21 protein-coding genes and 1 pseudogene are annotated in these 25,031 nt (G+C 35.3%); 9 read left to right on the top strand and 13 right to left on the bottom strand.

Annotated features, from left to right (window positions below; genetic code table 11):
• Positions 1–9: 9 nt before the first annotated feature.
• From EAL49_RS08260 to EAL49_RS04875, 6 genes are read left to right on the top strand one after another with little or no spacing between them, the layout of a single operon-like run.
• Positions 10–174, top strand: coding sequence for a hypothetical protein (locus EAL49_RS08260; protein ID WP_000189763.1), 165 nt, complete (start codon positions 10–12; stop codon positions 172–174).
• Positions 175–1,242: an ArdC family protein gene (locus EAL49_RS04895; protein ID WP_120829349.1), complete on the top strand. Its 1,068-nt coding sequence runs from the start codon at positions 175–177 to the stop codon at positions 1,240–1,242. It begins immediately after the preceding gene.
• The gene (locus EAL49_RS04890; protein WP_120829348.1) at positions 1,242–3,002 is read left to right on the top strand and encodes a hypothetical protein; all 1,761 of its coding nucleotides are present in this window, start codon (positions 1,242–1,244) and stop codon (positions 3,000–3,002) included. Before EAL49_RS04895 ends, EAL49_RS04890 begins: the two co-directional genes overlap by 1 nt.
• A 9-nt stretch (positions 3,003–3,011) precedes the next feature.
• Positions 3,012–4,445 (top strand): toprim domain-containing protein, encoded by a 1,434-nt coding sequence (locus EAL49_RS04885; RefSeq protein ID WP_120829347.1) that lies wholly within the window; start codon positions 3,012–3,014, stop codon positions 4,443–4,445.
• A complete protein-coding gene (locus EAL49_RS04880) occupies positions 4,445–5,680 on the top strand; it encodes a type IV secretion system protein (protein WP_120829346.1) in 1,236 nt (411 codons plus the stop codon). The genes EAL49_RS04885 and EAL49_RS04880 overlap by 1 nt, the downstream gene beginning before the upstream one ends.
• 11 nt (positions 5,681–5,691) lie before the next feature.
• Positions 5,692–6,933, top strand: a complete 1,242-nt coding sequence (locus EAL49_RS04875) for a hypothetical protein (RefSeq protein WP_120829345.1) — start codon at positions 5,692–5,694, stop codon at positions 6,931–6,933.
• Between the two features lie 220 nt (positions 6,934–7,153).
• Here EAL49_RS04875 and EAL49_RS04870 read toward each other — a convergent pair whose 3' ends face one another.
• Positions 7,154–7,585: a hypothetical protein gene (locus tag EAL49_RS04870; protein ID WP_240461649.1), complete on the bottom strand. Its 432-nt coding sequence runs from the start codon at positions 7,583–7,585 to the stop codon at positions 7,154–7,156.
• Between the two features lie 249 nt (positions 7,586–7,834).
• Between EAL49_RS04870 and EAL49_RS04865 the strand changes: the two genes are divergently transcribed.
• The 3 genes from EAL49_RS04865 (at position 7,835) to EAL49_RS04855 (ending at position 9,751) form a co-directional block, all read left to right on the top strand.
• A complete protein-coding gene (locus EAL49_RS04865) occupies positions 7,835–8,494 on the top strand; it encodes a CAAX protease (protein ID WP_120829344.1) in 660 nt (219 codons plus the stop codon).
• Positions 8,495–8,721: 227 nt separating this feature from the next.
• The gene (locus EAL49_RS04860; protein ID WP_000393575.1) at positions 8,722–8,973 is read left to right on the top strand and encodes a hypothetical protein; all 252 of its coding nucleotides are present in this window, start codon (positions 8,722–8,724) and stop codon (positions 8,971–8,973) included.
• The gene (locus tag EAL49_RS04855) at positions 8,945–9,751 is read left to right on the top strand and encodes a nucleotidyl transferase AbiEii/AbiGii toxin family protein (protein ID WP_120829343.1); all 807 of its coding nucleotides are present in this window, start codon (positions 8,945–8,947) and stop codon (positions 9,749–9,751) included. Before EAL49_RS04860 ends, EAL49_RS04855 begins: the two co-directional genes overlap by 29 nt.
• A gap of 317 nt (positions 9,752–10,068) precedes the next feature.
• Here EAL49_RS04855 and EAL49_RS04850 read toward each other — a convergent pair.
• From EAL49_RS04850 to EAL49_RS04795, 12 genes and pseudogenes are all read right to left on the bottom strand, one after another.
• Positions 10,069–11,137: pseudogene (locus EAL49_RS04850) on the bottom strand (tyrosine-type recombinase/integrase).
• 1,107 nt (positions 11,138–12,244) lie between these two features.
• A complete protein-coding gene (locus EAL49_RS04845) occupies positions 12,245–14,275 on the bottom strand; it encodes a relaxase/mobilization nuclease domain-containing protein (RefSeq protein ID WP_120829342.1) in 2,031 nt (676 codons plus the stop codon).
• 1,009 nt (positions 14,276–15,284) lie between these two features.
• The gene (locus tag EAL49_RS04840) at positions 15,285–15,860 is read right to left on the bottom strand and encodes a ComF family protein (RefSeq protein WP_120829341.1); all 576 of its coding nucleotides are present in this window, start codon (positions 15,858–15,860) and stop codon (positions 15,285–15,287) included.
• Positions 15,848–16,423 carry a dTMP kinase gene (gene tmk, locus EAL49_RS04835; protein WP_120829340.1) on the bottom strand — a complete coding sequence of 192 codons (576 nt, stop codon included), beginning with the start codon at positions 16,421–16,423 and terminating at the stop codon, positions 15,848–15,850. Before tmk ends, EAL49_RS04840 begins: the two co-directional genes overlap by 13 nt.
• Position 16,424: 1 nt before the next feature.
• Positions 16,425–16,898, bottom strand: a complete 474-nt coding sequence (gene coaD / locus EAL49_RS04830) for a pantetheine-phosphate adenylyltransferase (protein ID WP_033587874.1) — start codon at positions 16,896–16,898, stop codon at positions 16,425–16,427.
• Positions 16,898–17,461 carry a UbiX family flavin prenyltransferase gene (locus EAL49_RS04825; RefSeq protein WP_120829339.1) on the bottom strand — a complete coding sequence of 188 codons (564 nt, stop codon included), beginning with the start codon at positions 17,459–17,461 and terminating at the stop codon, positions 16,898–16,900. Before EAL49_RS04825 ends, coaD begins: the two co-directional genes overlap by 1 nt.
• Positions 17,462–17,470: 9 nt before the next feature.
• On the bottom strand, positions 17,471–18,127 hold the full coding sequence (flgA, locus tag EAL49_RS04820) for a flagellar basal body P-ring formation chaperone FlgA (RefSeq protein WP_120829310.1): 657 nt from the start codon (positions 18,125–18,127) through the stop codon (positions 17,471–17,473).
• Positions 18,124–20,169, bottom strand: a complete 2,046-nt coding sequence (gene uvrD, locus EAL49_RS04815; RefSeq protein ID WP_205586096.1) for a DNA helicase UvrD — start codon at positions 20,167–20,169, stop codon at positions 18,124–18,126. The genes flgA and uvrD overlap by 4 nt, the downstream gene beginning before the upstream one ends.
• A complete protein-coding gene (locus EAL49_RS04810; protein ID WP_120829306.1) occupies positions 20,169–22,703 on the bottom strand; it encodes a tetratricopeptide repeat protein in 2,535 nt (844 codons plus the stop codon). The genes uvrD and EAL49_RS04810 overlap by 1 nt, the downstream gene beginning before the upstream one ends.
• 9 nt (positions 22,704–22,712) lie before the next feature.
• The gene (serS, locus tag EAL49_RS04805; RefSeq protein WP_120829304.1) at positions 22,713–23,960 is read right to left on the bottom strand and encodes a serine--tRNA ligase; all 1,248 of its coding nucleotides are present in this window, start codon (positions 23,958–23,960) and stop codon (positions 22,713–22,715) included.
• The gene (locus tag EAL49_RS04800; RefSeq protein ID WP_120829302.1) at positions 23,961–24,758 is read right to left on the bottom strand and encodes a carbon-nitrogen hydrolase family protein; all 798 of its coding nucleotides are present in this window, start codon (positions 24,756–24,758) and stop codon (positions 23,961–23,963) included.
• A gap of 3 nt (positions 24,759–24,761) precedes the next feature.
• The gene (locus EAL49_RS04795) at positions 24,762–25,031 is read right to left on the bottom strand and encodes an exodeoxyribonuclease VII small subunit (RefSeq protein WP_120829300.1); all 270 of its coding nucleotides are present in this window, start codon (positions 25,029–25,031) and stop codon (positions 24,762–24,764) included.

Genomic DNA, 25,031 nt, shown 5'->3' with positions numbered 1-25,031 from the left:
GGACAGAAAATGACACAAGATTTTTTAGAACTTAAAGAGGGAAAATACCCTATGAATGAATGGCAAATGATAGAGTTTATGCAAATGGGAGTAGAGCCTAAAAGCGAACAAGAAACAAAAATAGAGTTAGAACATTCCTTAGAAAATGAAGTCAATAAAAACAAGGAGCATTAAATGAAAGCGTGGAATGAAATGGATATTAAAGAGCAAAAAGAGGTTTTTGCTAGGTTTTTAGCGAGCGAAATTGCTAAAAGTTTAGAATCTGGATTAGAGTTTAAGCCAAATAATAGAGCTTATAATGGTAATGCTGGCAATGCTTATAATGGTTTAAATTCTCTTATTTTAGATGCCAAGCAACATGAGAATGGCTATGAGAGTAATGTTTGGGTAGGTTTAGATGATGCCTTAAAACTTGGGGCAAACCCTAAAGAAGTGGAGCATATTAAAAACAACACTAAGAGTAAAAATAATCCTAATGGCTTTTATGATAAGGCAAGTATTGCTTATATTAGAGATTATGAAATGCGCTATGTTAAAGCAAGAGATGAACAGGGTAATTTAATCCCCCTTAAAGACAAAGAGGGCAATCTTAAGCATTATTCTAATGGCGAAGTGATTTATGAGAATGAAAAAGTTCCTCAAAGAGACAAAGAGGGCAATATCAAGTATATGCAAGATGGCAAAACGCCCTTTTACGAATTTAAAAAAGAAAAGATAGATATAGAGCCGACTTTAGAGATTAAAAATCTCTACAATGTCAATGTTTTTCAAACGCTAGACAAAACTAAGCTTAAAGAATTAGACCCTAAAACTTTAAGAACACAATACATTAGCAATACTTTCTCTATGAATAATCAAAATTTGGTGATTTATGATTTATCCAAGCATTTAAATGAAAGCCAATATAAGAAAGTGCTAGATTATGTGGAGCAATATGGAGCAACCCATTCTGAAAAAAGAAAGCAATACCACATTTCTCAAAGCTATCAGCAAGAGAATAAGATTGAAAATACTCCTAACACAGAAAATAATGTCAAAGAAAACAACACTAAAGAGAATAACAATAATAGTGAAATGAATATGGAGCAATTTAACAAAATGCTTGAAATGGCTCAAAACAATCCCCAAATGTTAGCGATGTTGCAACAAACTCTTAATAAAGGAGCAGAGCAACAAAAGTATGACCACTACTTTGCTAATGATGAAGTAGTGCTTACTCAATCTAAAGGCAGGGGCAGATAATGCAAGATTTTATCAATGGATTTTTAAAGGCGTGGAAAGCTTGGAGTGATGATGGAAAGGACGCTTTTTTAGAGAGTTTTTTAGATGAAGTTAAAAATTCTAAAAATGACCCCACTAATTTTTTAGGCATTTTAGAACAAGAAATCAAGTCTTTAAGCCAAGAGGGCTTAAAAGATGACATTTCTTCTATGCCAGAAGTCATTGAGAGCATAAAAAATGAAATCTCTAATACAAAAGACAATATCAAAAGAGCCGAAGAAATTAGTATCACAGAGAATGAAAATGAGTTAGCCAAACAAGAACTAGAAAAATACGCCCTAGAGGGTGAAAATAAAGCCCTAGAGCAATACAATGAAAGCCAAAACCCTGATACTCTCTATGAGCAACAAGTCGCACAAGAGCAAAGCAAAGAAGAAGAACTATCAAATAAGCAAGACTTAGAGTTAGAAACATTAAGGGATAACAATATCAAGAAAGGTTTAGATGATGAGAGTTTAGGGCTTTTAGAAAGTTTGCAAATCCTAAAAAATGAAACAAACGAAGTTGCTAACTATTTAAGAGCTAATGAGATTGACTATTCAAGACCCACAGGTGAGAACACTACAAGTAAAATCGCCTCTCTTGCTTTAGAAGAAAACAACCAGCTTAATGAAAAAGAAACTAACACACAAGAACAAGCCAAACACACAGAAAAAGAGCAAGAAAAGCCCAAGATTGCCCCTAACAATGACATAGACCTTAAAGACAAATACGCTAACTTGCATAGTTTCTTCAAACAAACTGAGCTTGACATTAAACAAAAAAGGATTAAAACCAAGCTTGATTTTAAAGAGAGCTTTTTAAATTACGCTAAAAACCACATGAATGAAGATGAGTTAAAAGTCTTATTAGTGGTGAGCCAAAAAGAACCTACAAAGCTTACTAAAGAGCATATCAATTTGATTAAGGATTGCTTAGAACAAGCGCATGGCAATAAGCACATGCAAGATAAGGGCTTACAATTAAGCGTTAAATCTATTTTAGGGCATGAATTAGAAAAAGAACACCACGAAGTCTTAAAAGACTATTTAGCTAAATCTAAAGACAGCTTAGAGCCTATGGATAACAGAGTGTATGAAGTGATGCGAAAGCATTTAGACAAGCAACAAGCAAAAACACTCAAAAATTTAGATAGCACCACTCAAAGTGTGGGAGTGAATGCTATTAAAGAACAAAATAAGGCTAATGAAAACGCTCAACAAGAAACAAAAAACTCACAAGCACAAGAGACTACTAGCTCACAAGCTTATGAAAGCGTGTCTCAAGCAAACACACAAGCCACTACTCAAGCTAATGAGAGCATTAAGCCACAAACTAATAACACAGCTACACAACAAGAGAACGCAAAAGAAAGCCAAGCTATAGAACAAAATAGAGCTACTCAAGAGCCACACGCTAAAGAAGAACCTAAGAAAGTCTCACACCCTGATGAACCATGGCTAGATTATAACCCTAAAAATCATGCTGGATTGAAAGAACGACAAGAAAACCAAGAAAAAACACCAAGTAAGGGAAATGATGAGCCTTGGATTGAATTTGCCAAACTAGAACAAGCTAGAGCCAAAGCCCATTATCAAGCTTGTTTAGAAAAAGAAAGAGCTAAACAACAAGCACAACAAAACGCAAAAAACACCAACTCCATAAATACCCCAAACAAAGAAGTGGCAATAATGGATTATGGCTATACACAAAGTGCACCAGCTAAAAGCAGAAAGCGTTAGGAAAGCATTATGGCTTACATTCCTAATCTCACTTCCTTACCCTTACATGAGATTTTATTAGATAATGGCTATGTTATCAACAAAAATAAGCATAGCAAGAATAACCCTTGCTTAAAGCATGAAAACGAAGAGGGAAGTTTAGTCATCTTTAAAAATCAAAATAAAGATGGCTCAATTAGTTACACCTACAAAGAAACTCATACCGATAAGGTCGGTAATATCATTACTTTTTGTAAGGATAGAAATATCAGCGTTGAAGACTTACTCGCTGGGAAGTTAGAAGGCTATCGCAATAAAAAAGATACTCTACAAGCAAGGGATAACTCTAGCGAAAATAACGAAGAAATTCAAAAAATCATCAATGAGTTTAAAAACCTTAAACCCTATGATTTACAAAACGCTACACTCATTAAAAAGCGTGGCATTGATACAAAGCTATTAGAGCCTTATAAAGAGCATTTAAAGACTGATAGCTTTAACAATCTAATCTTAGCGACTTACTTAGCTTTTGAAGATAAAAGACTTAATGTCATACCCATTCATCAATATGGCATTAACAAACGCTTAAATACCCCATTAACTACAGATAAAGAGGGCAACATAAGAGACAAACCCTTAAAATCTATCACACAAGGGAATAAGGGCATAGAAGTCTTATACCCTAATGACTTAAGCTTAGTTAAAAATGTCATTGTTGCTGAAAATATCTTTGACAATTTAGCCTATTTAGAACTACAAGATTTAGACCCCAAAGAAAGCGTTTTAATTAGCACCGCTGGGCAATTTAACAAACAAAAATTAGAACTCTTTTTTAAAAGCTTTTTTAATCAATTACACAATAGACAACAAGGGGCATATAACAATTATCTAAGAGAAGAATCACAATGGCAAGAGTTAGTGAGACAAGGCAGAGCTAATGATGATTTTAAGAGCGTAGTAGTAGAAACCTATACAGACATTATTAAAAACTATCAAAGAGAAAAGCATACCCCCATTTATAATAAAAGAGTGGAAAAAACAAGAGAATACAGAAAACCTAAGCCTATTAACAAGCCACAAGAGAGTTTTAACATTATCTTAGCCTTTGATAATGATATTAAGGGTAAAGAATATAGAGAAAAATGCGAGGGCATTTTATACGCTCTTACACAGCAATTCCCTACTATTTACAAGCCTTTTTCTAAGGATTGTAACGATGATTTGAAATTAGCACACATTATAGAAAATAAGGCGATTAACATTGACACTATGGCGGAGTTTTTAGAAAGCTCTTTAGAAAAATTAAAAGACAACTACACTTCAACACAAGAAAAGGAAAATATCATGGATAAATTAGAACAAATTGATAGCATTAAGCCCTTTAATGAAAGGCTTAAAGGCATTTTAGAAAACGCTAAAGAAAACTTACAAGCACAGAGTTATACTAAGGGGAGGGGGAGATAATGCAAGGCAATAATCTAAGTATTTATGAAACGATTTTATCGCTATTTAGCGACCCAACAAAAAAAATATTTTACAGCATAGCAACTCAAACAGCAGAAGCTTTAAAAGCTCAAATGATAATTAATGCTGTTTTGGTAATTTTATTTATGGTATGGGCTTATAGGCGAGTGAAAGAGGGCGATATATTTCAGTTTAAAACCGCTATGGGCGTGGTTGTATTTATCGTGTTTGTGGGGTTTATCAATTGGGCAATGGATAATCCAACAACTTACATGAATATGCTTAAAGACACCATTTTTTACCCTTCTAATAAACTCACTGAGATTATCACAAACAGCATGTCTTCATTGCAAATAGGCAATAATAATTTAACTTTAGGCTCATTGATAGATAAGTCCTACTATTCCATAATACAATTATACAGAGAAGTATTTAGCGATTTAGGCTGGAAGACATTTTTTACTATGTTTCCTATGCTAATCATTTTTCTTTTGTTAGTCCTAGCTCAAATTCTTTTAATTGGACTAATTTTAATCATTGTTTTAATCACTCTTGTTGAAACTCTTACATGGCTATCATTGGGCTTTGCAGTTTTACCACTAGCACTATTCCCCCAAACTAAAGGCATGTTATTTAGCTACCTTAAAAAACTCATTTCCCTTACTTTTTACCAACCTTGTATTATGGTAGTAGCCTTTTTAAATTTTTCAATAATAGAAAGCATTACTTTAAAAATTCCTACCAAAGCAGAAATAATCAATGGGTTTTACAACAAAGGACATATAATTGACCAAATGATAGAAAATGGCTCAAGTCAAGCAATCAATAATTTTCAAAATGCTATGGGAGCTTATACTAGCGTGTTAGGATTTTTTATTATCTTAATTTTAGGCTCTGTGATTTGTTTCTTTCTCATCAAACGAGTGCCTGATTTTATCAATAATATCTTTGGCACAAGTGGAGGCGTGGGGGCAGTAACAGAAATGATGCAAAAAATTGGCATGACAATAAGCGGAGCTGTATTTGGGGGTAGTGCAGTTATGGTTGCTAATCAAGTTAAGCAAGCCTATCAGAGTGCTGGGGGCGGACTAGCAGGACTTCAAGCTGGAGCTAAAGCTCTTGGACTTGCTGGACTAAGTGGAGGGGCAAATGCTATGGCAAATCACAGGAGTGTTAAAGCGGGGGTGAAACACTTTGTAGCAAGTGTTAAAAATGGATTTGATAATAATAGATGAAGGGTTTAACAATGAAGAAATTAGTTTTTAGCATGCTTTTATGTTGTAAAAGCGTGTTTGCAGAGGGGGAAACCCCCTTGATTGTCAATGACCCAGAACTCCATGCTGGTCAAGCCACTGTGATAGGTAAAATGGTAGATAGCATTAAAAAGTATGAAGAGATTATCTCTAAAGCTCAAGCCCAAATCAATCAGTTGCAAAAAGTCAATAACATGATAAATACAACTAATTCTTTGATTAGTGGTAGTGCCATTACTTTAGCCAATCCCATGCAAGTGATACAAAACGCTCAGTATCAAATAGAGAGCATTAGATACAACTATGAGAATTTAAAGCAAAACATAGAAAATTGGAACGCACAAAATTTGTTAAGAAACAAATACTTACAGCAACAATGCCCTTTTTTCAATTTTAACAAATTGACTAATAAAAAAATTGTCAATTTAAGCAATCTTAACAATGCTATTACAAAAACAGGAGAACAAACCACTCGCATGAGAGATATGCAAAATTTAATCCAAGCCCTAAGTAGCAGTGGCTATGAAAACATGCAATCTCTTGTGGGGCAATTAAGTGGCAGGGATATGGGATTGATTTTGTGTGAAGAGCTAATCAAAGATGAAAATCAAGCAAGGTATAACCAACTATCAGCAGAAGCTAGTTTGGATATTCTAAATGGTAATTATCAAGTATATAAAATGAAAATGTTTCAACAAGATGCAATGAAATTAACAGAAAGGATAAAAAAACAACAAGAAATTCAAGCAAGAGCAGATTATCTAAAACACAGACTAGCCGATATTCAGCAAGATTTAGGCGTAACTAATCCAAGTGCAAATCACAATAAACAAGGAATAAAATATTGTAAGGAAAACAAAGAAAATGGCACTTGCACACCATTAGCCCTAGAAAAAACTCGCCTAGATAACGACTTAGAGCAAGAAATCCAAACACTCACGCAAGATTTAAGTAAAGCCCCTAATAAAGACGCTCAAAGCCAAGCCTACGCAAATTTTAATCAAAGGATTAAATTACTCACTGTGAAATATCTTAAAGAGATTACTAATCAAATGCTCTTTTTAAATCAAACTATGGCAATGCAAAGCGAGATTATAGCGGACATGTATCAAACAGACTATGGGTTTGGCACAAACTTAAAAGGAACAAAATCAACGCAATACCAAACAAGAGAGCAAATTTTAGGTAAAGTCAAGACAAACAAATTTGGTTTTCTAGAGATTACTTCTGATTGAAAATTAAGGCTGTCTAACAGCCTTTTTTATTTCTAATTTAGGGTGCATTATAGCAAGACTTGCAGCTTTTGAAAGGCATTCATTGTCAGCTTGATTTTGTTCGTTTTCAAATTTTTCTTCAAAGTGTGAGCCACTATAAGTCCACCATTTAGGTTTTGTGTCTCCATAGGCACTATAAAAAGCATTGCTATAACACGATATTTTACCATCTTCGCTTTTGCTACAACGATTTTTTTTTAAGAAAATTACTTTCCGCTTTTTTACGGCTTTCTCTAACATAGTTTCTACAAGCAACTAGCCACTCTTCATCTTTTTTAATTTGCTCATTTCTTTCATCTACTATTTTCTGTAATTCTTGTTCTTTTTTAGATAGCTGTTTTTTATTAACACAAGAAAGAAAGGCAGTTTTCCATTCTTGTGGAAGATTTTTTGATAAATTCCAACCATTATTCAAATATTTAGAACCATCAATTTGAGAGTTACAATCAATGGCGTATTCTTTTTTAATATTGCTTTTAGATTTGCTGAGATAGTCAATTAAGTCGGTATCCGTGAATAAAGGTTTCGCCATTAAGGGAGTGGTAACACCTAGCAACGCTCCAGCTAATAACCCTATCCTTAAAATCTTATTCAAACCTTTTAATCTAATCATTTTTATTCCTTTTGATTGAAACTTAATAATCTCACTCATCATTATAACATAAAGTTTTAAAAATATATCAATAATAATCAAGTATTTAGTTATTTTATCAGTATTAAGTTAGTTTTGATTATTTGAATTATTGATTAAATATATTCTTAACAAATAATAATCTCTTATAGCTCATGTTTGTTTGTGTTATAATCTATCTAATAATCCATTTAAGAGACACTATGAGATTTACAAAATTTCAAAAACAATATTACGCTCATTCTATCCAAAGACAGATTAGATACTTATGATAGCTTGGAGCAATACAAAGAAAATTTAAAACTCATTCCTTTGATTACGCCTAAAATCTCTAATTTAGAGATTTATTTACGCAATGCACTAGATTATTGCCTCACTCAAAATAAGGGGAGTGAATGGGTGCTTGATGAAAATTCTTTAATCCCCTTAATTAACGAGCTAAAAGAAAAGAAAAAAGAAATCTCGCATTCTTTAGTCTTGTCTAAAATGTCTTTAGGAGCTGTAATTAAGCTTATCTTTTTTTATAAGCTAGAAAGCTCAGTGCTAGACCTACAACAATGGAGTTTTAAAAAATACTATAAAGACAATAGAGATGTTTTGCTTATTAGGGGTAAAAAACAAGGTCTCTATAACTATGTTAAGGTTCATATCGCTTTGAATTTGCTATGGACAATTAGAAATCGTGCATATCATTGGGAAAACCTACTAAAAATCAAGCCAAATAACCGCCCATGCATTACGACTTGCTTTAGTGGGTTAAGGGGTGATGATAAGATAAATACAAGTATAGAGCCTAATAAAATCGCCTTATTCTTGGATGATTTAATCAAAAGCATTGGAAATAAAGATTTGGAAAAATTAAGCAGTCTTAAAAGATTGGGCTTCCGTTAGCCCTTGAATGTAGGCGTATTATAGCCAAATCATTATCAATAGTCAAATATGGCATCACTAAGTTATGGCAAGAAAGTCTCTAAATATACTCACTAAAGACTTTTATAGCTAAAATGTTTTTTAGCTAACTTGCTATTTCTAGTATAACATAAAAACAAAACTTTAATAAACTAACAATAACACAAAATTTGCTAAACTAGAACAAATCAATTTAAGGGGGATGAATTATGGAATTTGCTCCTATGTTACTAGCTACAGCAAATAATTCTATAGGGGATAAAAATAAGCATGTGAGTTTAGAATACCTTATAAAGCTTTTTATGGACAAAAAAACGACTAATTTAAGCGATATAGATAAATATGTGATAGATACCATTCAAACAGAGGCAACCAAGCAAGAGATAGAATGGTTTTCACAAGATTATCATGTCCCTATGGAGAATATTAAGCATGTCCTTTCTATCAATCCCTATCAATGAAAAAAGCCTTAGTTTTATCAAAAACAATTTTGTAGCTCAAATTCAAGCCTTAGAGCAATTTTACCCCATTATTAAGAGTGCTTTAAATTTAGGGCTTAAGCCTAGTATGATTAAGTTTGGCGGTGGCACAGCTTTGAGTATGTATTACTTCCAACATAGATTAAGCTTTGATATTGATTTGTTTGTTAATGACGCTCAATACTTAGGATTTTTTAGCCCTAAGCTATGGATAGATGATTGCAGTCATTTTGACAGCACTAGATATATAGATCAACACAATCACATAGGTGTAACCAATAAGGACAACATTAAAATAGACATTCTAATAGATTACGCTAGTAATGAGGGGTATATAGATAATTCTAAAAAGATTTTTGCTTTTGATATTTATATAGAAAGTTTGGAAAACATTATTGCTAAAAAGATTACCTTTAGAAAGACCGACAATAAAACAAGGGATATTTTTGATATATCAGTGGCTTTACATCATAATGATGGCTTGTTTGATCAGCTCTTAAACGATCAAAAGATAACCAAACAAGACTTACTGATTTTTCAAAATTCTCTAAAAGATCTAAATAAGGAAAAATACAACGCCCAAATAAAGATTGTAAAGCCCACACAAGAATATAGCCATATTGCCCTAAACGCTTATGAAATATTGACAGAAAAAATAGACCAAATTAAAACAACTACGCATTCAAACTCCTATGATGACAATACCGATAATTTAGACAATTCCAATGAATACACCACCACACCTAAGCGTAGGCGATAAATAATATCATTAAGGAAGTATTTGATAGTGCTTAGTTATTTTATCAGTATTGAGTAGAATTTAGTTATTTGTATTGTTTGTTAAGTATTTTTTTAATGAATGAAAACAAGTAATAATTACATTATTTTTAGAATATTTTGTAATTTAAGCTAACTCTATAAAATCTCAATGATTTTAACAACCCTTATAAAACTAATCATTTTTAATTAGCAATAAAACATTAAATAGTTAATTAAAATTATCTAATGCTAGATTATTTATCTTAATAAGATTATTTAAACTAATTACAATAAACTACCTAATCAATTTTAACCACCTTACTTCTTGTTCTCTATCAAACTATCAAACACAAGAGCCACTTTCTTGTTATGCTCTTGTGTGGTATGAATATAAATCTTAGTAGAGAGTAAGGAGCTATGCCCTAACGCCCTTGAAGTTAAAACTAAGTCTTGGGTTTCTTGATAAATGAGTGTTGCAAAACTATGCCTAAATAGATGTAAGCCTGTGCCATATTGCTTATAGTGTTTGATTTGAGCTAGTTTAAAGATTAAGGGGATAAAGTTATAAAGCGTTAAAGAATTTTGTGCTTTTTGTTTGTCTTTTTTAAAAAGATATGCCCCATTAAAATATTTTAGTCTATATTCATCACTAAGCCAAGCATTCAAGCTTGGTTCTAACAAACTCTTTTTAATATAAGCTTTTCTCTCTTTTCTACCTTTACCTTGAATTAAAATAGAGTAGTTTTGCTCTTCTACTTGAATGTGTTTTAATTCTATGTTTAACACTTCGCATTTTCTAAGTCCACCAAGTATTACAATAAGTAGAATACACTTATTACGCTTTTCAAAACTTGTGGCTAGACTATAACTCTAAGAGTGTTTTTAAGAATGCCTTTAAATCCTTGTAGTTTAAATGTCTAGGCAGACTTTCTTTGGTTTTAGCAAAGGCTAGGTTTTTAAGCGTAAAATCAAAGCTATAACGCCTTTTTCTATCCAAATAATCAAAGAATTGTCTTAAATACATCACATACTTAGCCATAGAGCTGGGTTTTCTATTTTGAGCGAGTTCAAAGAGAAAGTTAATCACTTGCTCTTCGCTAAGCATTCTAAAACTTCTTAATTTGAGATTATCTTTAAAATAGTTAAAGAATAAAAACAAGCCTTGCATCATTATAGTGTGTTTAATGCCTTGATTATAAAGAATATGACAGAGTTGTTTTAATTGCTCTATATTGTGGCATTTTAAGATTTTATCTTGTGTGTTTAATATCAAAGCCATATCATTCACATCTTGAATAGGCGTGAAGTTTTTAACCTTAGTGTATAAAAAGGCTTTAAGATTATCAAAGAGTTCTCTTTGAGATTTGGTGAGTTTGTTATTTAGCATATTGCTCCCTTATTAAAATGTAAAAATAAATCTTAAAGAATGAGAGTTTTATGTTTTTTTAGTTTGTTAGGTTCTAAAAGCGGTATTTTTAACAATTCCGCATTATCCATTAGAGTTATTAAGTTCCGCCTTTAAATCTTAGTTTTTAAAAAGTTCCGCTTTTAACTAAAACATAAAAACAAAATTCCGCCCCCTTAAAAAGCAAATAATCAAATACATGGTTATTTGCATTACCTACTAAATATAAAAATTGAATTTATCAACTATTAAATAGCTCTTGAAAGTTAGCTTTAAGCACTTTTTAAGATTAAGAAGTTCGTGTTTATGGGTATTAGATATAAAAGCGGAACTTAAGTTCCGCATAAGTATAATTTGTATTAAGGGAAAGAAAGGTTTACCTTTCTTTCCTAACCTATTGAGTAAACATGTTATTAGTAAATATCATGTCATGAGGGGGATTTCTTTTTTTAAAAAACTTGATTAAATTAGACAACTAGGAACTTGCTAAAGGAAAAAAAGAAAAATCAAAAAAAAGAACTTTTGATTAAAAGAGACAAACTGACTGAAAGAGCCATAAGGTTAGTTGTGACTAGGTTTAGTTTAAGGAAAGTTTTTAATTTCTTTTATTAGTAAAAATAAGAACAAAATCAAAATAAAAGAAAAATAAGAATTACCTATCAATGACATGTTAGTTGTGGGGGGAATGGTTAGTCAAGGCTTGTGTTATTTAAGTTAGGTTGTAAGCGGTTTGTCTCATTAGCATTTAGGATTAGAAAGGTTTTTTGTTTGGAATGCGTGGGGCTAGGATTTGTTAGTTTAAAGGCATGTTATTTTTTGTATTTTTTAAGATAACTTTAAGGTTATGGATTTTTCAGCACGCCGCTTAAGAAAAATTTAAGCTCTACAAGGCGTTTTAAAGCGTTTTTGTTTTTAGGTTAATAGTTTGTCTTATCTTATGGCTTTATTTTGATTGTGGGGCATTTTAGAGTGCTTTATTTGTATATCTGTTTAAATAAGCTAATTTGTGAAAAGAACAAGAATAAACCCCTTTAATCAAAGGGTATATTCTTTATTAAGAACATTAAAGGCAATCATCGCTTGAGAGCATTATCTATTACGCCCTTTAAAGTTTGTGTTGTCATTTTGTTTTAATCCAGCATGAGCTTTAGGGTCATCATCAAGCTCATTAGAGTGCAAGGTGTTAGCTTGTTGTTTAGCTAATTCTTTAGCTTTTTCTTTTTCTAGCATAGCTTGATAGTGTGCTTTAGCTCTAGCTTGCTCTTTTTTACCAAACTCAATCCAAGGCTCATCGTTATTAGGTTCTTTTGTGATGGCTTGAATTTCCTTTTGCTCTAGATTAGTCTCTTTAGCGTGTTCTAGGACTTTTTGAAGTTGCGAAATGTCATAGTGGGTTAAGAACCTATTAGCCCCTATGATTTCATTACAGATATAGACAATATCCTTAGAGAGTTTAGAAAATTGTTTGTTTTGTTTGAGAAAGTCTTGCTTTTCTTTTAATGAAAAAGTCTCTTTATGGCTCTCTAGGGCTTTGAAATAGCTCTCTTTAGCTCTTTTAAACTCTTCTTCTTTTGTTTTTAAGTCTTGTTCTAAAAAGAGCAATCTTTCTTTGGCTAATAAAAGCATAGTGTTTTGATAATCTTGTAATTGCTTACTCACTAGCTCATAAGTATTATCATTAAGCTTATAAGTGGGGTCATCTTGTTTAGCTTTAAAGCTTCCTAGCATGAATTGATATTTTCTAGCATTAAAATAAGCGTTTTTAAAAGTTTTAAGTGTGGGGCGTTTATCCTTAGGAAGTTCTAAGGCTTTGGCTAAAAGAATAGGATTAGTTAGAGTGTCGTATTGGGTGTTTTGCTTGGTTTTAACTTCATTTCTTAGCTGGGCTAATAGTAAGTGTGAGTTTTTATCTAAAAGGCGTTTGTCTAGGCGTTCTAACTTGCTTAAAAGCATTTCTTTTTTCTTTAACACAGAAAAACCCTTAGTCTCTCTTTCAAAGTTTTTGTCTAAATCATTGAGAATAGCAAAATTCTTAAAAGCAGAATGGTTTTGTTTTTTATCTAATTCTTTTTGATAAAAGCCTAAGAGTTCGTATAGCTCGTGTTTGTTAGTGTTTTTTAAGTGTTCGCTTACTGGTTTTCTCTTATCTATCCTGTCAATATCTAGCTGTTCTTTTTCATCATCGCTTGTGTCTTTGTGATTAAACAGAGCGATTTTAAATTCAGAAATCTTTTGTTTTAAAGGGGTGCTGTGGTTATTTTGAATGTCTAGGGCTTTTGCTTTGTTTTTATCTTTGAGTTCTTGTAAATACTCGCTTTGTAAAGCCTTGTTTAAGTCCCACTCATCTTGTGGGGATTTGATTTGTTCTAAGGCTTTTTCTTCTTTTTCCAAGTCTTGTAATTGTTGTTTGATATTGTCTAGCTCTTTAAGTTTTGGCTCATTGACATACAAGCATTCTTCGCTCAATAAGTAGTCATTCAACCTATAAGCAAACTCACTTCTTAATTCATTAAAAAATTCTTTACAATCTTCATGCCCCTTAAAACGCAGTCTTCTTCGTGTGAGCTGATTAGTCTTATTGATAAAACAATGGATATGGGCATGGTCTTGATGAGCGTGTGGCACAAGGGCAAACTTGTATTCAGGCAATCTTATTTTTAAGCTCTCCCAAGTAGAATGTAAAAGCCCTTGCATTGTCTCTTCATCTGGCTTATCTTTGATAGAAAAAACTAAGTGCATAGTCTCGTTATAATCTTTAGTCAAATCAAAGTCATTGAGCCAACTCTCTAAGATGAATTGCTTATCGCATTCTAAAAACATTTCATTGTAAGCTGTTTCGCTATTTTCTAAAGCATAATTTAGGGCATTTTCTAAGTGGGAGCGTTTCATTTGCCCTATGTTTTTAATAAGCACAGGACTAGCTGTTTTTGTGCCAACTAGATTAGATTTAATAAACTTTGAGTTAGGGTTAAATTGATTGAACTTAATGAGTAATCTTTTATCTACTTTATCGCTATCACTAAATCTAGGCTTTTGCATATGCTTTAAAATATCATCTAAGAAAGATAAGTCCATAGGGCGACTATCTAGCTTAGTATCTAATATAGCCCTATCTAGCATACAAACCCTTTAAGACTTAACAACATTGCTAAATTTTTATCTAATTCGCACACTTTCAAGCTAAACTTCTTTCCCTTACTAACAAGGCATTTAAAACGCCCAAATTTTATTCAAGCTAACGCTAATTTAAGAGCTAGACTTTTGATTTTAAATCTAGCGATTTTTCAATTCTTTGTAGCATAGCACAAAGAATTGAAAAAAGACCTAAATCAAAATACGGTGCAAAATACGGTGCAGGATAACACCATGTGTGCGTACACATTAGGTTAAAACTTCGTATTCAAGGGACTTGGAGCTAGATTTTTAAAAAATAAGGGTTTTTGCTAACTTTTTTCAAAAAGTTTTTAAAGAGAGTGCTTTGATAGATGAGATAATTTTTTAATCTAGTAAGAGAGAAAAATTTTATTCAAAAGCTTTAACCCCCTTACTAAAAATTTAAGAGCCAAGAGCTTGTAAGCAACGCTATAAAAACTTAGAGGCTTTTATTGAAAGAACTAGATAGTTAAATAATAAGAGCTTAGTAGCTAACAAAAAAAAACTTATAGCCCATTGATACGAACTTGTAAGCAAAAGTTAGAGAACTAGATAGCTACATGATAAAAACTAAAAGCCACAAGTTAGAACCTATGGCTACACTTATAAAGAACTAAGGAAAAATAGATTAAGAACTTGTTTGCTCTAATGGTAGGAACTAAATTGTCTATACGATTAAAAACTAAAATGACACACCATTAAAACTTACTAGAAACTCGCATGATAACTTACAGCTAGAGCCAAAGAACTTCCAGCTCATTTCATAAGAACTTGTAGCTTGCTAAAGGAATGAAATTATTTTTTAAGCTTTTGTTTAGAAAGTTTGTGTTATAATTTCCAAATGATTTTTAATTGAGTTTAACTTAAAACTTAGAGAACGCTTAAAACTTACATTCTTTTTTAACATAGTCATCAACATCATCTTCTAACCGAAAAGCTTGCATGGTTTTATCCTTTTAAAAAATAAAATTATAACTCATTCATCCGCGCTGCAAAGCGCGATCGCAAAGTGCACTTTTGTGTTTAGGGTTTTAAGGTATTTTAGGGCTTCTTTTAAAGTGGTGCCGGTGGTGATAATATCATCTAGCAAGAAATAATCCAAACTTTCATCGCCCTTGAAGGTGAAATCCCGTGGGTTGTTAGCACGAAATTCTAAGCTTTTCCCGGCATACGAAACAGCATTATTAGCCCTTAAAGTCCCATAAGTGGGCTTTAAATTGCCTTGACAAAAGCCTTTTAAAAGCGCGGCTGAATGCGAGTAAAAGGATTTGATTTTATCATCAATGGCGATGCCATAAAGGGGGGTATTCAAGCCTTGTTCTTGCAGGATTCTCACAAACTCCGCGCCGGCTTTTTGAGAAAGCAAGGGCAAAATGCGAGAGCCAATCAGCGCGTATTTGCTTTTAATGAGTTCTTCTATTTCGCTATAAGCGTAAAAACTATACACGCTCACGCCCTCTAAAACCCTTACTTTTAAATTTAAGGGCAAATCGTTCAAGCAATTTGGGCAAAGAGGCTTAAAAGAAAGCTTCAAACAAGTTAAACAACGCATTTTATAAAAGCGGTGATTTTTTCGTGCAAGTTTTTAGCGCTTTTTTGAGCGTCTAATTCCAAAACTTCGCACCCGAATTTTTCTCTTAACGCGTAAGCGTGGGTTTTGATCTTTTGCTGGATATGAAGTAATTTTTCTATGCCTTGGTTTTCTATTTTGTCTAAACTTTTAAGGCTTAAGCGCTGTTTTAAGCCCTCTTCATCTATCACTAAAAGAATGATTTTTGTAGGCAAAATGCTTTGAGTGGCAAGCAGGTTTAATTCCAAGCTTGAAAATTGGCTATAAGCCATGCCAGAAATCAAACTCCTGTCGCTAATGATGAGCTTTTTTTCTTTCAATGCCGGTTTGATCACGCTTTCTATATGCTCAGCCCTATCGCTTAAGAATAAAAACGCTCTAGCCAATTCGCTGATGTTTTCATTTAAAGCGATATGCCTTAAACTTTCGCCTATTTTTGTCCCCCCTGGCTCTTTGGTAAAAAGGGCGTTTTTAAACCTGTTTTTTAATAATTCTACTTGAGTGCTTTTGCCCGCGCCATCAACGCCTTCTAACACCACATACATTTTAAGCCTTTGAAATCAAAGGATAAATTTCTTTAGGCACTAAATGGCTCGCATCGCCCTTATGCGCGATAATGGATCTCACGATAGAAGAGCTAATAAACGCGTTTTGTAAAGTGGGCATGAAATACAAGGTTTCTAGTTCGTGGTTTAAAGATTTGTTCGCATAGCCCATTTGCAATTCGTATTCAAAATCGCTCACCACCCTTAAGCCCCTAACCAACACCTTACAATGGTATTCTTTAGCCAGATTGGCTAACAGCCCTTCAAACGCCACGCATTCTACATTTTTAAAACTTTTAGTGGCCAGTTGCATCATTTTTAAGCGCTCATTTAAACTGAACATGGGGTTTTTAGCGCTTGAATGCGCCACAGCGACAATGAGCTTTTCAAACAATTCGCTGGATCGGTGGATAATGTCTATATGCCCGTTAGTGACCGGATCAAAAGTGCCCGGGTAAATGCCGATTTTTTGCATCAGTTCATTCCCCATCGCGGGTATAAGTCATTTTCTATCCCTAAGCTGTCAAACCACTTCCCCACTAAAAAATCTTGCATCGCTTCTAAGGTCTTGCTCTGGGTGTAATAAGTCATCATCGGCGGCGCAATGATTGCATTAGAGCTAGCGAGTTTGAGCAAATTTTCTAACATGATAGCGCTTAAAGGCATTTCTCTAGGGGCAATGAGTAAGGGGCGCTTTTCTTTAAGCATCACAGACGCGCTCCTAGAGATCAAATCCCCTCCAAAGCCATGCGCGATTTTAGCCACCATGTCCATGCTCGCTGGAATGATCGCCATTTTATGGATACCATAACTCCCTGAAGCGATGCTCGCATGGATGTCTTGCTCGTTGAAAAAAGTCGCGCCAGGGTGCAAGTCTTTCATGGCGTTTTTAAGGTTGATGTTAGACTCTTCTAACGCCACGACATGCGCGTTTTTAGACGCCACGACAAAAACTTCAATTTCTTTAGGTAATTTCTCTAAAAACCGCAAGGCTAGGGGTATCCCGCTCGCCCCACTGATGCCTAAAACTAATTTCATGAATGTCCTTTATAAGATTTGCGCTTTAGAGCTGCTCAACACTTTTGCTTTGAGTATTTTATTGCTTTCTAAATTTTTCGCTTGAATGATTTGATTAAGCGCGCCATTTTCTAGGGCTTTTAGGCTTATTTCTATGCTGATTTGCCCCTCTTCATACACCCCGGTGATGATGTCGTTTTTACGCACGATGATTAAGGCTTGGGTTTTATCTGCGCTTAAAAGCGTGTCAGGGGGGATAAAATGTTTCGCGCTCACTTTATCAATCGCGCCCTCTAATAAGGGGTTAGAAAGCGCACCAAACAAAACGCGCTCTTTTTGGGTGTTGTTAGCGGTGATGTTCTCGTCTTTCTTAATCGCCTCTATGCTTTTAAAAGCCTGCATGCTGCCTACCACGCTATAACGCACCGGTAGGCGTAAATTAGGCTCATTTTCTAACCTTAAAAACACGACCCCATCTTTTTTAAGCTTATTGGAAGCGCTCAATTCATAGCTTAAAATGGGAGCGTGAGAAAAGCGCTCTGGGATTTCTAAATTAATTGTTTCAATTTCTAATTTTAAGTCTTTGTATTCTTTAAGGTAGGCTTCTTTAATTTCTGTTTTAAGCGCGTTTGAATCCAGAGCAAATAGCGCGTTTAAACAGATCAAAAAAAGGATTAAAATTTTCAAAACCCGTTATCCACTTTTTCTACAAATTTTTCTGAGATTTTATCATAGACATTCCCTCCGCAATTGATTTTCAAGCACAAACCGCTCAAGCCTTTTTCTACGCCTAAAACCCTCCCAGTGCCAAAAATCTTATGCCTAATCAAATCCCCCACTTTAATGGGCGTATTTTTTTGGTGATTTTGTTTAGGGGCTTGATCGCTTTTAAGCAGCTTAGCCTCTTCTAAAAACACCGAGGGCGAGCAAGAAATTTTCCTCCCAAAATACGAACGCTCTTTGACACAAGAGAGCTGCAATCCTTCTTTAGCCCTAGTGATTGCCACGTAAGCCAAGCGCCTTTCTTCTTCTAAATCGCTTTCTTGATTGAACCCCCTATGCGGGAAAAACCCCTCTTCTAACCCGATCACAAACACATGCTTAAACTCTAACCCCTTACTCATATGCACGCTCATGCAACTCACTTTTTGCACATTTTCTGTATTATGGACATCCAACACGCTTTCATTCAAAAAATCCAGCAAAGAATGCGTGGGGTTAGTTTTAAAATGCTCTTTCAATAAGGTTAAAAGCTCTTTGACAAAGCCCTCTCTTTCTTCGTAATTGTCTTCTTTTTCATAGCTTTTTAAAAGGTTAGTCTCTTCTAAAAACCGCTCGCAAAACTCCTCCACTGAAATTTCAAAAGCCTCCCTCAAACGCCCTATCATAACGGTGAATTTCTTTAAAGCGTATTCGTTTTTAGGGTTTAGTTTGTCTTTAAACGCCCCAAGTTTTAGCGCTTCTTCTAAATTCAAATTCTCATCATCTAAAAGAGAAAAAATCCATTCTTGAGTGATCTTGCCAAGACCTCTTGGGGGTTTGTTTAAAACGCGCTTGATAAAAAAGCGATCGTCTTTTTTCGCCACTACATGCATGAACGCCAAAGCGTCTTTAACCTCGGCTCTTTCATAGAAACTCAGCGCCCCAATAAGCCTATAGGGGATATTCAAAGCGTTCAAGCTCTCTTCAATGCTGCGGCTAAGCCCGTTTAAGCGGTACAAAATAGCGATATTTTCTAAATTTTCGCCTCTCTTTAAAAGGGCTTTGATTTGATAAGCCACATCCAAACTCTCTTCTTTTTGCGTCAAATATTCCTTACAAACCACGCTTTTATGCGAGCCTTTGAAACTTTGAAGCGTTTTAATGTGGCGGTGTTGGTTATGACTGATGAGGGAATTAGCGCACGCTAAGATTTCAGCGCTAGAGCGGTAGTTGGTCTCTAATTTCACTATTTTAGCCCCTTTAAAATGCTTGGAAAAATTTAAAATGTTAGAAATATCCGCCCCCCTAAAACCATAAATGCTCTGATCGTCATCGCCCACCACGCACAAATTATGATGCGCGCAACTCAATTGTTTTAAAAATTCTAGTTGCAGGGCATTCGTGTCTTGATACTCATCTACCATGATGTAATGGTAGCGTTCGCTAGTCTCTTTGGCGAGCTTTTCATTATCTTGTAAAATCTTAAGGCTTAAACAAAGCAAATCGTCAAAATCCACTAAATTGTCTTTTTTGAGCGCGTTTTGATAAAGCTCATACGCTTTATAACATTCGCTATCTTGCATGCTCAAATCCATCATGCCGTTTTTGATTTGAGAAATGCTCGCCCTGAAGTTTGAAATTTTGAGCTGTTTGCAGAGCGTTTTCACTTCATCGCTATCTAGCACCGAAAAATCGCACGCCCTTTTTAAAAGATTCATGTGTTGCCTTAAAAACAGCAAACCAAAACGATGGAAAGTGCAAAGCAAGGGGGGGATAAGGGCTTGATTTTTCAACAATTTCAAAGCCCTTTCTTGCATTTCTTTACTCGCTTTATTGGTGAAAGTGAGCGTTAAAGTGTTTTCGCTAGGCACGCCACAAGCGCCAATCAAATACGCTAAACGGCTCGTTAAAGTCTTAGTCTTACCGCTCCCAGCTCCCGCTAAAATCAATAAAGGCCCTTGAATGTGGCTTGCGGCGATTTTTTGCGCTCCGTTTAAATGGTCTAAAATGCTTTTTTCAAAACCCATCATTCTAAAAACTCGCCCTTTTCTTCTTGATTCAAACGCTCTTTTAAAAGGTTAGCATCAATTTCAAAATCAAAATAAGGCGACGAAAAATCAGATGTTTTAATGGCTAAAAAATGGTTTAGCGCTGATTTCAAGTCCCCTTTTCTTTGATACAACAACCCTAAAGCGTAACGGATATTTTCATTATTTGGATCGTCTAATTTCCCAAGCTCTAGCCATAAAGCGGCGTTATTGTAATTACTTTGCACGATATAAGTTAAACCCGCTAGGATTTTTAAGCGCACTTCATTATCCTTAAGCCCGCTAATTAAATTTTGATACAACGCGCTCGCTTTTTCATACTGGCCTTGAAACAAACTCACTAGCGCTAAATTTTCTAACCAATCGTTAGGGGCTTCTTTCTCTTCTAAACTGGCGATTTTTTGCTCCAATAATCTTTCTTGATGGTCTAAATCATTGACCATAAATCCCATGTAAGTGTAGAAATGACGCCCTAAAATTGGCCCTTGCATGGTTTGATCCCAACTGATTTTACGCGAATCTAAAAGGGTGTAAATGCTTAAAGTGTGCCGGATGCTCGCATCATAATACGAAACGATTTCATAAAAGATGTTAGAGATGAGATCTTTAGGGAGCATTTTTTTCAAATTCCCAAAAGATTGCACCATCAATTTTTTATCCTTGCTCTCTTTAGCGAACACCGCTTCTAGCGCATAATAAAAAGGGAGCTTTTTAGGGGCGTTTTTAAGCCAGTCCATATCCCAATTGGTGCGGTAATTCAAATAAGCGATGAGCGAAGAGAGTAAAGCTTTTTGCGTGGGGCTAGAAAAATCCTGGCTATAAAAATTCTCTGTGATTTCTCTTAAAAACTCCGTGGTGTCTTCGTGGGTGAAATGCGAGGCCAAAATTGCAAAAATCGCGCTCAAATAATCCGCAGAATTCAAATGGAAAGCCCTTAAAAAATGGAAATAGGCTTTGTGGTAATTTTCTAATTGCGCATAAATCAAGCCTGTATTATAATGGAGGAGCGCGTTATTGGGGCTGTTTTTTAAAGACAAATCAAAAAAAGAAAGGGCTTTTTTTAAGCGCTTGTTTTCTAACGCTTTCAACCCTTTGAGCGCGTTTTTATCCGCTATCGCCATCAAACGCCCCCTTTTAAAAGCAAGGCTTGCCCCCTCTAAATCCTTTTTGGCATCTGAGTCTAAAAGAAACAGCCCCTCTTCAATCACGCCTAAGGTTTCTTTAGAGTCTAAAACTTTAAAAGGGGCGTAATAAAAGAGCAAGCGGTAGATAAAATCCCTTTTACCCTCAAAATATTGCGTGTTCCAAAAACGCTCTTTGGCTCTTTCTTTGTCTAAAAAAACAGGGTTTATCGTGGGCTTGATGGGGTAAAAAGAGTTGGCTAGCACGCTATCTTCTTTGGTGTGGCTGGCTAATTTTAAGGCTTCGCTCGCTTTAAGGGTGTCGCCTTTTTTCAAACTCACCAATTCCAAAGCCATTAAAGCGTTTAAATCTTTAGGGTAGTTGTGTAAATAATGCTGCAAATGCTCCAAAGCCTGCTTGTAATGGCCCAAACGCGCCTGCAAAAGCCCTAAAGCAAGCTCATCTTGGGCGTTCGCGCTTTTTTGTAATTGCTTGTAAGCGTTCGTTTCATCTTTAAACATCAAAAACAATTTAGACGCTAGGCGCGCGTTAGGCTTTAAAAAGGCGTTGGAATTAGGGTGCATTAAAGGCGAAAGGGCTTCAAAATACTCTCCAGCGTAATAGGATTTGAGCGCGTAAGCGTAGGAATAAAAAGACTTTTTATAGTCTTTATACAAAGTATCTCTCACAATTTTTAGATAATGATAATACAAATCCTCATCTTGCAAATGATAAGCGCTCACTAACGCATCAATCGCGCTCACGCTCGCGTTTTCTTTAGAAGCGATGCTAGAATCAAACAAATCCAACGCCCCGTTAAAATCCTTTTCTTTAAACTTAATCACCCCTAAATTATGGCTCGCAATCCCTTGCGAAAAAGAAGCGGCTTTGTCAAACAAGTGTAAAGCTTCATCTTTTTGCCCTTGCTCATACAAAAGGCTCGCTTTTTTCATGATCGCATCCACTTGATTTTCATCGTTTCGTTTGAGGGAATCCTTGCCGATTAAATCGGGTAAGTCTAAATTCTCTATTTGCCCCTCGGCTTGTGTGTTGTTAGCGTTGTTGGTGTTATTAGGCGTTTCGTTATTGGTGGTGGCGGTATTAGTTTGTAAAGAAGTTTGTTTATTTTCTTTTTTATGCCCTAATAACAAGCTCAAAATTACAATGAGCGCGATGAGTGAAAGCAATATTCCAAGCGCGATATAAAGCTTTTTTTTATTGTGTAAAATCTGTTTAAAAAACTCTTTAGAGCTTTTGATTTTATTAATCGTCTGCTCCAAAGCCTGCTTCAAAGAGGGGATTTTAGAATGAATGCCCTTTAAAGGGGTTTCTTTTTCGTTTCTGTTTTCGCCCCCTTTTTCTTCTAATGAATTTTGCTCTTCATTCAGCACGAACTAGCCTTAAAGGTATTTTTCTAACGCCTTAGGAATGTGGATGCTCCCATCCGCTTGCTGGTGGTTTTCCATTAAAGCGACCATCGTCCTGCCTACCGCTAAAGAAGAGCCGTTTAAGGTGTGCGCTAACTGGTTTTTTTGATTTTCTTTGAAGCGGATTTTGGCACGCCTGGCTTGAAAATCCCTCGTGTTAGACACCGAGCTGATTTCTCTGTAGCAATTTTGCCCAGGCAGCCACACTTCAATATCTATCGTGTTGCTCGCGCTAAAGCCTAAATCCCCACTGCACAATTGCACGAACCGGTGCGGTAATTCCAAAGCCTTTAAAATTTCGCTCGCGCTCTCTAGCATATATTCTTGCATGGCATCGCTTTCTTTAGGGTGCGTGATAGCCACAAGTTCTACTTTATCAAACTGGTGCTGTCTTATCATCCCCCTTGTGTCCTTGCCAGCGCTCCCTGCTTCGCTCCTAAAACAAGGCGTGTGCGCGGTCATTTTAATGGGGAGGTTTTCAACGCTAATAATGGTGTCGTTGTATAGATTAGTGAGCGTTACTTCAGCGGTGGGGATCAAATACAAATTTTCATTTTCTATTTTAAAAACATCTTCTTTGAATTTGGGTAATTGCCCGGTCCCAAAAAGCATTTTTTCATTCACTAACGCCGGCGTGTAGATGATTTCAAAGCCATTTTTTTCATTAAAATCCAGCATTAAATGAATGAGCGCGCGATAAATTTTCGCCCCAAAACCCCTGATGACCGAAAAACGGCTTTTAGCGAGTTTCACGCCGCTTTCAAAATCAATCCAGCCGTTTTGTTGAGCGAGTTCAAAATGCTCTTTGGGTTTGAAAGTGAAAACCCTTGGGGTTAAGATTTTTTTAATTTCTATGTTGTCTTCTTCATTTGCGCCTAAAGGGGTTTTTTCATCCACTAGATTGGGGATTATGGAAAGCTTCAAATCTATTTGTTGCTCCAATTCGCCCACGCTTTTGGAAAGCTCATTCAATTTGATTTTATTGTTTTCTAGCTCTTTTTTGAGATCGCTTGCATCCGCTTTTTGAGCCATTTTGATGCCAAATTCTTTAGAAACCTTGTTTTGAAAGGCTTGCAAGCTTTCTAATTCAATGAGTTGCTTTTTATAATGCGTGATGACTTCGCGCAAACGCTCTAACTCATCATCCATCGCATGGTTACGCTTTTTTAAAGAAAGAGCCACCTTGTCAAAATCTTGCAATAAAAGTTTTCTATCAATCATTCAACCCTCTTTAATCGTTCTAAAATGCCACAATTTAGCCCATTCGTCTATATCGTTTTTATCTATTTGAGCGCTCAAAGCCCCCATTTTACCCTCTAAAGAATCTTCAATAGCACCATTAGGCAAGGCCACAAAACTATCCCCATAAAATTTCCACAAAAATTCGTTTTTTTGATCTTCTTCTACAATAATTTGGCGATACGCTCCGATCCTATTAGCCCTAACCACCACGCAAGAAGCGCAAAAAGCACGCATCTGGCACAAAAGCCGCCACCTTTCATTGGATTCAAAAGTGGCCACGCTGCTTAAAAGCACCACATCCACGCCCTGATTTTTAGCCTGAACCCATATTTCATCAAAATGCGCTTCAAAACCAAACAAAGGGGCGAATTTCAAGCCGTCTCTTTCAAAAACAAGCAATTCTTTAAAAGCGCTTTTTTCATTGTCAAAAAAGCTCTCTTCATCCCAGTGAGGATAGGGAATCAGGCGTTGTTGCGTGTAATACTTCACGCTTTCTTTAGAAATGAGGGCGATTTTTTTATAGATTTTAGAATCTTCTTCTAAAAGCACCGGGGCTGAAACGATCAAGTCCAATTCTTCGCATTTTTGAGACAAAAACTCAACCGCTCGCGCAGACTGCGCGTTGATTTCACTCACATCCAATCCCATGTTATGGTGGAAAAAGGGGTTGATCACGTATTCAGGCAACACCACCACGCTTCGCTCGGGTATGGAGTTGAATAAGGATTGCATGAGATTTTCTTCAAAAGACTCTAATTGCAAAGCAAACACTCGCATGCTTTAAGCCTTTTTGTCTAGCGTTTGGAGTTTTTCATGCTCTAAATAAGCGTTTTCTAAAAGCTTTTGAGCCAAAAACAACTCTTGCATGGCCGTTTTATACAAATCCATCCCGTCTTTTAAGGACAAGTTAGGATCATTCAAGCGATCTATGGCTTGCTCTAGGGAATGAACATGCTCTTCAAAGCTTTTTTTAGGGGTATTTTTAGTGTTTTTAGTGTTTTTAGTGTTTTTTGGGGGGGCTTTTTCGGTTTCAAATAATTCATCTTGCAT

The organism is Helicobacter pylori (assembly GCF_003637665.1).
GTDB lineage: Bacteria > Campylobacterota > Campylobacteria > Campylobacterales > Helicobacteraceae > Helicobacter > Helicobacter pylori_CK.
The sequence above is the reverse complement of the archived record's forward strand: the minus strand, read 5'-3'. Positions and strand labels throughout refer to the sequence as shown.

What these genes read in the sequence shown, in the direction of transcription:
- EAL49_RS04895 (WP_120829349.1), top strand. Translation starts at nt 175, where the DNA reads ATGAAAGCGTGGAATGAAATGGATATTAAAGAGCAAAAAGAGGTTTTT.
- EAL49_RS04890 (WP_120829348.1), top strand. Translation starts at nt 1,242, where the DNA reads ATGCAAGATTTTATCAATGGATTTTTAAAGGCGTGGAAAGCTTGGAGT.
- EAL49_RS04870 (WP_240461649.1), bottom strand. Translation starts at nt 7,585, where the DNA reads ATGATTAGATTAAAAGGTTTGAATAAGATTTTAAGGATAGGGTTATTA.
- coaD (WP_033587874.1), bottom strand. Translation starts at nt 16,898, where the DNA reads ATGCAAAAAATCGGCATTTACCCGGGCACTTTTGATCCGGTCACTAAC.
- EAL49_RS04845 (WP_120829342.1), bottom strand. Translation starts at nt 14,275, where the DNA reads ATGCTAGATAGGGCTATATTAGATACTAAGCTAGATAGTCGCCCTATG.
- EAL49_RS04860 (WP_000393575.1), top strand. Translation starts at nt 8,722, where the DNA reads ATGGAATTTGCTCCTATGTTACTAGCTACAGCAAATAATTCTATAGGG.
- EAL49_RS04840 (WP_120829341.1), bottom strand. Translation starts at nt 15,860, where the DNA reads ATGCGTTGTTTAACTTGTTTGAAGCTTTCTTTTAAGCCTCTTTGCCCA.
- EAL49_RS04795 (WP_120829300.1), bottom strand. Translation starts at nt 25,031, where the DNA reads ATGCAAGATGAATTATTTGAAACCGAAAAAGCCCCCCCAAAAAACACT.
- EAL49_RS08260 (WP_000189763.1), top strand. Translation starts at nt 10, where the DNA reads ATGACACAAGATTTTTTAGAACTTAAAGAGGGAAAATACCCTATGAAT.
- EAL49_RS04885 (WP_120829347.1), top strand. Translation starts at nt 3,012, where the DNA reads ATGGCTTACATTCCTAATCTCACTTCCTTACCCTTACATGAGATTTTA.
- EAL49_RS04875 (WP_120829345.1), top strand. Translation starts at nt 5,692, where the DNA reads ATGAAGAAATTAGTTTTTAGCATGCTTTTATGTTGTAAAAGCGTGTTT.
- EAL49_RS04855 (WP_120829343.1), top strand. Translation starts at nt 8,945, where the DNA reads ATGTCCTTTCTATCAATCCCTATCAATGAAAAAAGCCTTAGTTTTATC.
- serS (WP_120829304.1), bottom strand. Translation starts at nt 23,960, where the DNA reads ATGATTGATAGAAAACTTTTATTGCAAGATTTTGACAAGGTGGCTCTT.
- uvrD (WP_205586096.1), bottom strand. Translation starts at nt 20,169, where the DNA reads ATGGGTTTTGAAAAAAGCATTTTAGACCATTTAAACGGAGCGCAAAAA.
- EAL49_RS04825 (WP_120829339.1), bottom strand. Translation starts at nt 17,461, where the DNA reads ATGAAATTAGTTTTAGGCATCAGTGGGGCGAGCGGGATACCCCTAGCC.
- EAL49_RS04800 (WP_120829302.1), bottom strand. Translation starts at nt 24,758, where the DNA reads ATGCGAGTGTTTGCTTTGCAATTAGAGTCTTTTGAAGAAAATCTCATG.
- EAL49_RS04880 (WP_120829346.1), top strand. Translation starts at nt 4,445, where the DNA reads ATGCAAGGCAATAATCTAAGTATTTATGAAACGATTTTATCGCTATTT.
- tmk (WP_120829340.1), bottom strand. Translation starts at nt 16,423, where the DNA reads ATGTATGTGGTGTTAGAAGGCGTTGATGGCGCGGGCAAAAGCACTCAA.